Origin of the sequence: Kribbia dieselivorans NBRC 106261, assembly GCF_001552435.1 — a bacterium.
In the GTDB taxonomy this organism is placed as follows: domain Bacteria; phylum Actinomycetota; class Actinomycetes; order Actinomycetales; family Dermatophilaceae; genus Kribbia; species Kribbia dieselivorans.
The window spans coordinates 1-9,963 of the sequence record NZ_BCRE01000202.1; the positions used below are offsets into that span (position 1 = coordinate 1).

Below are 9,963 nucleotides of genomic sequence, written 5' to 3' on the forward strand. Positions count from 1 at the left end.
TGGGGAGGGGAACCGCGGGGAGGGGGGAACCGCGGGTGGCGCGTCAGCGAGCGCCCAACGCCTCCCGCATCGGCAGGAACTTCGCCACCGACTCCGCGACCTCGCTGGCCGGGTCCGACCCGGCGACGATGCCGCAGCCGGCGTACAGCGTCATCCGCGACGGGTCCGCCGCGTCGTACGCGCCGCACCGCAGCGCAATGCCCCAGTCGCCGTCGCCGCGGGTGTCCATCCACCCGACCGGCCCGGCGTACCGGCCGCGATCCATCTGCTCCAGCTCGGCGAGCATGACCCCCGCCGTCGCGGTCGGCGTGCCACAGACCGCCGCCGACGGGTGCAGCGACGCCGCGAGATCCAGCGACGTGACCTCGGGACGGGCGACGGCGGTGACATCCGTGGCCAGGTGCATGACGTTGCTCAGGTGCAGCACGAACGGCGATTCCGGCACGTTCATCGACGACGTGTGCGCGGCCAGCGCGTCGGCGACCGACCGCACGGCGTACTCGTGCTCCTCGAGGTCCTTCGATGAGCGCGCCAACGACGCCGCCAACGCCAGGTCCTTCTCGTCGTGCCCCGAGCGTTGGATCGTCCCGGCCAGCACCCGCGAGGTGACCAGTCCGCGCTCCAGCCGCACGAGCATCTCCGGCGTCGCCCCGACGAGCCCGTCGACCGCGAACGCCCACGTGTTGTCGTACCGCTGCGCCAACCGCTGCAGCAGCCACCGCACGTCGATGGGCGCGTCGGCGAGCACCTCGAGCGAGCGCGCGAGCACGACCTTGTCCAGGTCGCCGGCGCCGATGCGCGCGACCGCCTCGGCCACCGCCGCGGCATACCCCGGCGCGTCCAGCGGGCCGTCGGTGTACGCCACCCCCAGCGGGGCCTGCGGTGGTTCCTGGGAAGTCAGCACCGGCGTCCCCGGCACGTTCGGGGCGAGGGTCAGCGTGGTCACCCACGCATCCTCACCGCGGCGGCCCACGATCACCTCCGGCACGAGCAGGACCGAGTCGTGGGCCGAGTCGGCCGAGAACGTCAACGACCCGAACGCGACCGGTCCCGTGCCGGAGACCTCGACGTCGTCGCGCACGACGGCGCTCGCGGCGACCTCGTGCCACCAGGCCTGCGCGTCGGCGAACCGCTCGTCGCCGTGCGAGCGGTGCTCGGCGACGCGGCCCCACCCGACCAGACCGTTGCCGCCGCGCACCCACGACGTCAGCGCCGCGGGGTCGGCCACGTGCGGCAGCAGGTCCAGCAGCGCGGTCGCGGTTGCCGGGTCCAGCCGCGTGGTGCGCCCCACGAGCAGGGGTGCGGCAACATCTGAAGGGGGAGCCGGAAGGGAGGTCATCGACGCACAGCGTAAATGAGAGAGGATGACGCCCATGACGCGCGCCTCCCTCGACAAGAACCCGCATGACGTCGCCGCGATGTTCGACGACACCGCCCCGCGCTACGACCTCATGAACGACGTGCTGTCGCTGGGGATGACGCCGCGGTGGCGCCGGTCGGTCATCAAGGCCGTCGACGCCCGGCCCGGAGAACGGATCCTCGACATCGCCGCCGGCACCGGCACCTCGAGCCTGGCCTGGGCCGACGCCGGGTTGCAGGTCGTGCCGGCCGACTTCTCCCTCGGCATGCTGCGCGTCGGCCGCCACCGCCGGCCCGACCTGGGGTTCACCGCCGCCGACGCCACGAAGCTCCCCTTCGCCGACGCCTCCTTCGACGTCGTGACGATCTCGTTCGGGTTCCGCAACATCGTCGACCAGCAGGCCGCCCTGGCGGAGTTCCGTCGGGTCACCCGACCCGGCGGCCGCCTGGTGATCTGCGAGTTCTCCCAGCCGGTCAACGCGCTCTTCGGCCGGATCTACCGCGAGTACCTCATGGCCGCGCTGCCTGCGGTGGCCAAGGCCGTCTCCTCGAACCCGGACAGCTACGTCTACCTCGCCGAGTCGATCCAGGCGTGGCCGGCGCAGCGCGAACTGGCCCAGCGCATCGAGACTGCGGGCTGGGCCGACGTCCAGTGGCAGAACCTCAGCGGCGGCATCGTCGCGATCCACCGCGCGCACGCCCCGGCGTGACCGAGCCCCACCCTGACCGTGCCCCACCCTGACCGTGCCCCCTGCAGCACATCCATCCGTCCCGGAGTAGAGTGCGCAACGGCCCATCTCGTGAAATGGTTCACAAGCACCGAATCGCGAGTCCCCCCAACCCGAGGTCCACGTGAGTTTGCCTGTCTCGCCCGCCGATCCCGCCGCGACGGCCCCGCCCGCGCAGGTGGCCGACGTCATCGTCGTCGGTGCCGGACCGGGTGGATCCGCGACCGCCGCCTGGCTGGCCAAGGCCGGGCTCGACGTCGTGCTCCTGGAGAAGGCGACCTTCCCGCGCGACAAGATCTGCGGCGACGGTCTGACCCCGCGCGCCGTGCGCGAACTCATCTCCCTGGGCGTCGACACCGACGTCACCGCCGGCTGGCAGCGCAACCGTGGGCTGCGCATCCTCGGGTCCGGTCACCACCTCCAACTCGACTGGCCCGACGTCGCCGCGTTCCCGCCCTACGGCATGGTCCGTCGCCGGGAGGATCTCGACGAGGTCCTCGCCCGCCACGCCCAGGCCTGCGGAGCGACGCTCCTCGAGCGGCACAACGTCACCGGCCCGATCCTCGACGACACCGGCCGAGCGGTCGGGGTCAACGTCAAACTCATGGACGAGCGCGGCCGCGCCACCGGCGAGAAGGCCGCGTTCCGCGCTCCGGTCATCGTCGCCGCCGACGGAGTCTCGTCGCGCATGGCCATCGCGATGGGCCGGGAGAAGCGCGAGGACCGCCCGATGGGCGTGGCCGTGCGTGCCTACTTCGAATGCCGCCGCGCCACCGACGACTTCATGGAGTCGTGGCTCGAACTGTGGACCACCGACGACCACGGCAACCGGATCCTCATGCCCGGCTACGGCTGGATCTTCGGTGCCGGTGAGGGTCTGGCCAACGTCGGTCTGGGCATCCTCGACACCTCCGAGGCCTTCGGCAAGACCGACTACAAGGACGTCATGAAGCGCTGGGTGGCGCAGATGCCGGCCGAGTACGGCATCTCCGCCGAGTCGATGCGCGGCGAGATCCGCGGCGCGGCCCTGCCGATGGCGTTCAACCGCCAGCCGGCCTACGACCGCGGGCTGCTGCTCGTCGGCGACTCCGGTGGCATGGTCAACCCGTTCAACGGCGAGGGCATCGACTACGCCCTCCAGTCCGGGCGGGTTGCCGCCGACGTCATCGCCCAGGCACTCGCGCGGGAGACCCCCGCCGAGCGCGAGCGGGTGCTCCGGTCGTACACGACGATCCTCAAGGATTCGCTCGGCGGCTACTTCATGATCGGATCGCAGTTCGCCAAGCTCATCGGTCACCCCGAGGTCATGCGCCTGGCCACGAAGTACGGGCTGCCCCGCACCACCCTGATGAAGTTCATGCTCAAACTCATGGCCAACCTGCCGGAGGAGCGTGGGGGCCGGTTCGATGACCGCCTCATCCACCTCATGACCAGAATCGTGCCCAAGGCGTGATGAGCCAGATGACGCGCCCCCGACGTGACACCGACCACATGACCCCTAGGATTGGGGTCGCGGTTGCCGCCGCTCCGAGAGAAAGGGAGGTTGGCCGATGATCGACAACCCCTATGTTCCCCTTCTGTTCTTCATGACCTTGGGACTGCTGTTCGCGGCGGGGTCGGTCGGCGCGGGCCAGCTCATCGGCCCGAAGAAGGCCAACGCCGCCAAGGCGATGCCCTACGAGTGCGGCCTGCAGCCGTCGCCGAAGGCCGAGGAGGGCGGCCGGGTCCCGATCAAGTACTACCTGACCGCGATGCTCTTCATCATCTTCGATGTCGAGTCGCTCTTCCTCTTCCCCTTCGCGGTCGCCTTCAACCAGCTCGGCCTGTTCGCCCTGGTCGAGATGGTCCTGTTCGTCATCACCGTCTTCGTCGCCTACGCCTACGTCTGGCGTCGTGGCGGCCTGAACTGGGACTGAAAGGAGGAACCGACATGGGTTACGGCATCGAGGAGAAGCTTCCCTCCGGCATCCTGTTGAGCTCCGTCGAGGAGATCGTCGGGCTCTCACACAAGTCGTCGATGTGGCCGGTCACCTTCGGTCTGGCCTGTTGCGCCATCGAGATGATGGCCGTCGGCGGCCCGCACTACGACATCGCCCGCTTCGGCATGGAGCGGTTCTCCGCCTCGCCTCGCCAGGCGGACCTGATGATCGTCGCCGGCCGCGTCAGCCAGAAGATGGCGCCCGTCGTGCGTCAGGTCTACGACCAGATGGCCAACCCGAAGTGGGTCATCTCGATGGGTGTGTGCGCCTCGTCGGGCGGCATGTTCAACAACTACGCCATCGTCCAGGGCGTCGACCACATCATCCCCGTCGACATCTACCTGCCCGGCTGCCCGCCGCGCCCGGAGATGCTGCTCAACGCGATCGTCCAGTTGCACAAGGAGAAGGTGCGCCACCGCCCGCTGGGCGCCAACCGCGCCGCGGCCGCCAAGCGTGCCGAGGAGGCCGCGATGGCGGCGGTTCCCACCCAGTTGCAGCCGGCCACCCACGACCACGGCGGCTACGTCGGAAAGAACCTGCTGGCATGAGTGAGAACCCGACCAACGACACCTCGAAGGCTGCGGACCTGACGGCCGAGCGGGTCGAGACCGCGCAGGCGCAGGCCGAGCAGGGGGTGACGCAGCCGGCCGCCGAGCAGGTGGACACCACGCCGGTCGTCGTCGCCCGCCGCCAGGGCATGTTCGGCGCGACCGACGGCTCCGACACCTCCGGCTACGGCGGTCTGCACCGCGAGATCCTCTTCCCCGGTGCGGCGCAGCGCCCGTACGGCGGCTGGTTCGACGGAGTCGTCGACGAGTTGGCCACGCACACCCCGGCCGAGGCCGTCGAGCGGGTCGTTGTCGATCGCGGCGAGTTGACGCTGCACGTGCGCCCCGAGCACCTGCTTGCCGTCGTCGGGGCGCTGCGCGACGCTCCGGCCCTGCGGTTCGAGATGTGCACCTCGGTCTCGGGCGTGCACTACCCGGAGTACACCGGCTCGGAGTTGCACGCGGTGTACCACTTCATGTCGCTCACGCACGGCGCGCGTCGCCTGCGCGTCGAGGTCGGGGTGCCCCAGGCGCGCCCGGAGATCCCGAGCATCATCAGCGTCTACCCGGCGGCCGACTGGCACGAGCGGGAGACCTGGGACATGTTCGGCATCATCTTCACCGGTCGCGAGTCCCTGACCCGCATCCTCATGCCGGACGACTGGCCCGGCCACCCCCAGCGCAAGGACTACCCGCTCGGTGGGATCCCCGTCGAGTACAAGGGCGGCACCGTCCCGCCGCCGGACCAGCGGAGGTCGTACAAGTGACGAGCAACGTCTACAGCGCCACCGGCTCCGACCAGATCGACGTCGTCGGGGCCCACGAGGTCACCGCCGTCGGTGGTGACTGGGCCGACCTGGCCAAGGAGCTGACCTCCACCCCGGAGGAGCGCATCGTCGTCAACATGGGTCCGCAGCACCCGTCGACGCACGGTGTGTTGCGCCTGATCCTCGAACTCGACGGCGAGACCGTCACCGAGGCGCGGGCTGGGATCGGCTTCCTGCACACCGGTATCGAGAAGAACATGGAGTTCCGGACGTACACCCAGGGGGTGACGTTCTGCACTCGCATGGACTACCTGACGCCGATGATGCAGGAGGCGGCGTTCTGCCTGGCCGTCGAGAAGCTCCTCGGCGTGACCGACCAGATCCCCGAGCGCGCCTCCGCCATTCGGGTGCTGATGATGGAGTTCACCCGCCTCGTCTCCCACTTCGTCTGTCTCGGCACCGGCGGTATGGAGATGGGCGCGACGACGCCGATGGAGTACGCGTTCCGCGGGCGTGAGTGGATCTTCGAGATCATCGAGATGGTCACCGGTCTGCGCATGAACAACGCCTACATCCGCCCCGGCGGTGTGGCCCAGGACCTGCCTCCGGGCGTGTTCGACAAGATCCGTGAGAACCTGCCGAAGATCCGTCGCGACATCGCCGAGATCGAGAAGCTCCTCGTCGAGAACCCCGTCGTCAAGGGCCGCATGAAGGACGTCGGCTACCTCGACCTCTCCGGCTGCATGGCGCTGGGGATCACCGGCCCGATGCTGCGCGCCGCCGGCTACCCGCACGACCTGCGCAAGACCGACCCGTACTGCGGGTACGAGAAGTACGAGTTCGACGTCATCACCGCGAACACGTGCGATGCCTACGGCCGCATGATGGTGCGCCTGGGTGAGATGCACCAGTCGATCCGGATCATCGAGCAGGTCACCGACGAGCTCCAGGCCAACCCCGGCCCGGTGATGATCGAGGACAAGAAGATCGCCTGGCCGGCCCAGCTCGCCATCGGCAGCGACGGCATGGGCAACAGCCTCGACCACATCAAGGAGATCATGGGCTCCTCGATGGAGTCGTTGATCCACCACTTCAAGCTCGTCACCGAGGGCTTCCGGGTTCCCCCGGGCCAGACGTACGTGCCGATCGAGTCGGCCAAGGGCGAACTGGGCGTGCACCTCGTCTCCGACGGCGGCACCCGCCCCTACCGGGCCCATTTCCGGGACCCGGGCTTCAACAACCTGCAGTCCGTGGCTGCGATGTGCGAGGGCGGCCAGGTCGCCGACGTCATCGTCGCGGTCGCGTCGATCGACCCCGTCCTGGGAGGTGTGGACCGCTGATGGCCCAATTCGGAGAGCAGACCGCGTCCGGCCACCTGCACGTCAGCCCCGAGAGCAAGGCGCCCTACGACGCCGATGTCCTCGCGCAGCTGCGGGCAGACGCCGAGACGATCATCGCGCGTTACCCGGTCCCACGTTCGGCGCTCCTGCCGATGCTGCACCTCGTGCAGTCGGTGGATGGCTACATCACCGGTCGCGGCATCGCCGTGTGTGCCGAGATGCTCGACCTGACCCTCGCCGAGGTCTCGGCGGTGGCGACGTTCTACACCCAGTACAAGCGCCACCCCAACGGTGAGTACACCGTCGGCGTGTGCACGAACACGCTCTGCGCGATCATGGGCGGCGACGAGATCTGGCAGAGCGTCTCCGAGCACCTGGGCATCGGCCACGACGAGACGACCGCCGACGGCAAGATCACCCTCGAGCGCATCGAGTGCAACGCCGCCTGCGACTACGCCCCGGTCGTCATGACGAACTGGGAGTTCTTCGACAACCAGACGCCGGAGTCGACCGTGCAACTCGTCGACGACCTGCGCGCCGGCAAGGACGTCACCCCCACCCGCGGGCCGAACAAGGTCTGCACCTTCAAGCAGACCTCGCGTCTGCTGGCCGGGTTCAACGACGGTCTGGCCGACGAGGGCGTCTCGGCCGGCCCGGCCTCCACCGAGGGCACCCGCCTGGCGCGGGCCAAGGGCTGGGTCGCCCCCGGCGACGACGCACCCCAGGCGAACGAGGAGGTTCACCCGTGAGCACCACGCTGACCCCGATCCTGACGAAGACCTGGGGTGAGGACCGCTCCTGGACCCTCGAGTCCTACGAGCGCACCCAGCAGGGTTACCAGGGTCTGCGCGCCGCCCTCGGGCGTGAGCGCGACGACCTCGTCCAGGCGCTCAAGGACTCCGGCCTGCGCGGCCGCGGCGGCGCCGGCTTCCCCACCGGCATGAAGTGGGGCTTCCTCCCGCCGGACGACGGCAAACCGCGCTACCTCGTGGTCAACGCCGACGAGTCCGAGCCGGGCACGTGCAAGGACATCCCGCTGATGATGGCCAACCCCCAGGTCCTCATCGAGGGAGTGGCGATCACGTCCTTCGCGATCCGCTGCAACCACGCGTTCATCTACCTGCGCGGCGAGGTCGCCCACGTCTACCGCCGTCTGCTGCGCGCGGTCGAGGAGGCGTACGCGGCCGGGCACCTGGGTAAGAACATCCACGGGTCGGGCTTCGACCTCGACGTCACCGTGCACGCCGGGGCCGGCGCGTACATCTGCGGTGAGGAGACCGCGCTCCTCGACTCGCTCGAGGGTCGTCGTGGCCAACCGCGCCTGAAGCCTCCGTTCCCGGCCGTCGCGGGTCTGTACTCGCGACCCACGGTCGTGAACAACGTCGAGTCCATCGCCTCGGTTCCCGGCATCGCGCTGCACGGCGCCGACTGGTTCGGGTCGATGGGCACGGAGAAGTCGAAGGGCTTCGGCATCTTCTCGCTCTCGGGCCACGTCAAGCGCCCCGGCCAGTACGAGGCTCCGATGGGCATCACGCTGCGCGAGCTCATCGACATGGCCGGTGGCATGCGCGACCCGGAGAAGGCGCTGAAGTTCTGGACCCCGGGCGGGTCGTCGACGCCGATCTTCACCGCCGAGCACCTCGACGTGCCGCTCGACTTCGACTCCGTCGCTTCGGCCGGCTCGATGCTCGGCACGCGCGCGCTGCAGATCTTCGACGAGACCGTCTCGGTCGTGCGGGCGGTGTCGCGCTGGACCGACTTCTACATGCACGAGTCCTGCGGCAAGTGCACCCCGTGTCGTGAGGGCACGTGGTGGCTCTCGCAGATCCTCCACCGCATCGAGGCCGGCCAGGGTCTGCAGGAGGACATCGACAAGCTCCTCGACATCTGCGACAACATCCTCGGCCGCGCGTTCTGCGCCCTCGGTGACGGTGCGACGAGCCCGATCACCTCGGCCATCCAGTACTTCCGCGAGGAGTTCGAGGCCGGGATGCACACCCCGGCCGCCGAGTTGTTCCCGCCGGCCGCGTCCACCCTGTTCGGTTCGAAGGAGTCCGTGTCCGCATGACCGCCGATCCGATCCAGGCCCCTGCGAAGCCCGACCTGGTCAACCTGACCATCGACGGCCTCCCGGTGGCCGTCGAGAAGAACACGCTGATCATCCGCGCCGCGGAGCAGGTCGGCATCGAGATCCCGCGGTTCTGCGACCACCCGGGTCTGGACCCGGTCGGCGCCTGCCGCCAGTGCCTCGTCGACGTGGCCATGCCCGGCCGTGACGGTGTCGTGCGCCCGATGCCCAAGCCGCAGGCCTCGTGCACCATGACGGTGAGCGAGGGCATGGAGGTCAAGACCCAGCACACCTCCCCGGTGGCCGACAAGGCCCAGCAGGGAGTCATGGAACTGCTCCTGATCAATCACCCGCTCGACTGCCCGGTCTGCGACAAGGGTGGCGAGTGCCCTCTGCAGAACCAGGCCATGAGCAACGGCCGGGCCGTCTCGCGCTTCGACGACGTCAAGCGCACCTACCCCAAGCCGATCAACATCTCCTCGCAGGTCCTGCTCGACCGCGAGCGGTGCGTGCTCTGCCAGCGCTGCACGCGCTTCTCCGAGCAGATTGCCGGAGACGCGTTCATCGCCTTGGTCGAACGCGGCCCGCAGCAGCAGATCGGCATCTACGAAGAGCAGCCGTTCGAGTCGTACTTCTCCGGCAACACCGTGCAGATCTGCCCGGTGGGCGCGCTGACCGGGGCGGCGTACCGATTCCGGTCGCGTCCGTTCGACCTGGTCTCGACCCCGTCGATCTGTGAGCACTGCGCCGACGGGTGTGCCCAGCGCACCGACCACCGTCGCGGTGCCGTGCTGCGCCGCATGGCCCAGCTCGACCCGGCGGTCAACGGCGAATGGAACTGTGACAAGGGCCGCTGGGCCTTCCAGTACGCCAGCACGGGGCAGCGCCTCGAACTGCCGCTCGTGCGCGACGCGGACGGCGAACTGCGCCCCGCCTCGTGGGCCGAGGCCCTGCAGGTCGCGGCCGAGGGCATCGCCGCGGCAACGGCGACCGCCGAGGCCGGAGTGCTCGTCGGCGGACGCACCGCGGTCGAGGACGCCTACGCCTACGGCAAGTTCGCCCGCACGGTGCTCGGCACGAACAACATCGACTTCCGGGCCCGGCCGCACTCCTCGGAGGAGGCGGACTTCCTCGCCCACGCGGTCGTCGCGACCGGCCCCAACGAGGCCGACCC

At 69.5% G+C, this 9,963-nt stretch carries 10 protein-coding genes; 9 read left to right on the forward strand and 1 reads right to left on the reverse strand.

Annotation, left to right across the window (positions count from 1 at the left end):
- Positions 1-43: 43 nt before the first annotated feature.
- On the reverse strand, positions 44-1,339 hold the full coding sequence (locus KD1_RS14155; protein ID WP_068402986.1) for an isochorismate synthase: 1,296 nt from the start codon (positions 1,337-1,339) through the stop codon (positions 44-46).
- A 34-nt stretch (positions 1,340-1,373) separates the two neighbouring features.
- Here KD1_RS14155 and KD1_RS14160 point away from each other — a divergent pair, with 34 nt between their 5' ends.
- The 9 genes from KD1_RS14160 to KD1_RS14200 all read left to right on the forward strand — a co-directional run.
- Entirely contained in the window at positions 1,374-2,069 is a 696-nt protein-coding gene (locus KD1_RS14160) for a demethylmenaquinone methyltransferase (RefSeq protein WP_068402996.1), read from the forward strand.
- A 142-nt stretch (positions 2,070-2,211) separates the two neighbouring features.
- Positions 2,212-3,540 carry a geranylgeranyl reductase family protein gene (locus KD1_RS14165; protein WP_245627423.1) on the forward strand — a complete coding sequence of 443 codons (1,329 nt, stop codon included), beginning with the start codon at positions 2,212-2,214 and terminating at the stop codon, positions 3,538-3,540.
- Between the two features lie 100 nt (positions 3,541-3,640).
- On the forward strand, positions 3,641-4,003 hold the full coding sequence (locus KD1_RS14170; RefSeq protein ID WP_281177624.1) for an NADH-quinone oxidoreductase subunit A: 363 nt from the start codon (positions 3,641-3,643) through the stop codon (positions 4,001-4,003).
- A 14-nt stretch (positions 4,004-4,017) separates the two neighbouring features.
- Complete coding sequence (locus KD1_RS14175; RefSeq protein ID WP_068402990.1) at positions 4,018-4,614, forward strand: NuoB/complex I 20 kDa subunit family protein; 597 nt, start codon at positions 4,018-4,020, stop codon at positions 4,612-4,614.
- Positions 4,611-5,381 carry an NADH-quinone oxidoreductase subunit C gene (locus KD1_RS14180; protein ID WP_083542498.1) on the forward strand — a complete coding sequence of 257 codons (771 nt, stop codon included), beginning with the start codon at positions 4,611-4,613 and terminating at the stop codon, positions 5,379-5,381. The genes KD1_RS14175 and KD1_RS14180 overlap by 4 nt, the downstream gene beginning before the upstream one ends.
- 35 nt (positions 5,382-5,416) lie before the next feature.
- Positions 5,417-6,721 carry an NADH-quinone oxidoreductase subunit D gene (locus tag KD1_RS14185; protein WP_068403000.1) on the forward strand — a complete coding sequence of 435 codons (1,305 nt, stop codon included), beginning with the start codon at positions 5,417-5,419 and terminating at the stop codon, positions 6,719-6,721.
- A complete protein-coding gene (gene nuoE, locus KD1_RS14190; protein WP_068402992.1) occupies positions 6,721-7,470 on the forward strand; it encodes an NADH-quinone oxidoreductase subunit NuoE in 750 nt (249 codons plus the stop codon). The genes KD1_RS14185 and nuoE overlap by 1 nt, the downstream gene beginning before the upstream one ends.
- Complete coding sequence (nuoF, locus tag KD1_RS14195) at positions 7,467-8,789, forward strand: NADH-quinone oxidoreductase subunit NuoF (protein ID WP_068402994.1); 1,323 nt, start codon at positions 7,467-7,469, stop codon at positions 8,787-8,789. Before nuoE ends, nuoF begins: the two co-directional genes overlap by 4 nt.
- A partial coding sequence (locus tag KD1_RS14200; protein ID WP_157073374.1) for a 2Fe-2S iron-sulfur cluster-binding protein occupies positions 8,786-9,963 on the forward strand: 1,178 nt, incomplete at its 3' end. The genes nuoF and KD1_RS14200, both read left to right, overlap by 4 nt.

What these genes read in the sequence shown, in the direction of transcription:
- nuoE (WP_068402992.1), top strand. Translation starts at nt 6,721, where the DNA reads ATGGCCCAATTCGGAGAGCAGACCGCGTCCGGCCACCTGCACGTCAGC.
- KD1_RS14160 (WP_068402996.1), top strand. Translation starts at nt 1,374, where the DNA reads ATGACGCGCGCCTCCCTCGACAAGAACCCGCATGACGTCGCCGCGATG.
- KD1_RS14155 (WP_068402986.1), bottom strand. Translation starts at nt 1,339, where the DNA reads ATGACCTCCCTTCCGGCTCCCCCTTCAGATGTTGCCGCACCCCTGCTC.
- KD1_RS14180 (WP_083542498.1), top strand. Translation starts at nt 4,611, where the DNA reads ATGAGTGAGAACCCGACCAACGACACCTCGAAGGCTGCGGACCTGACG.
- KD1_RS14175 (WP_068402990.1), top strand. Translation starts at nt 4,018, where the DNA reads ATGGGTTACGGCATCGAGGAGAAGCTTCCCTCCGGCATCCTGTTGAGC.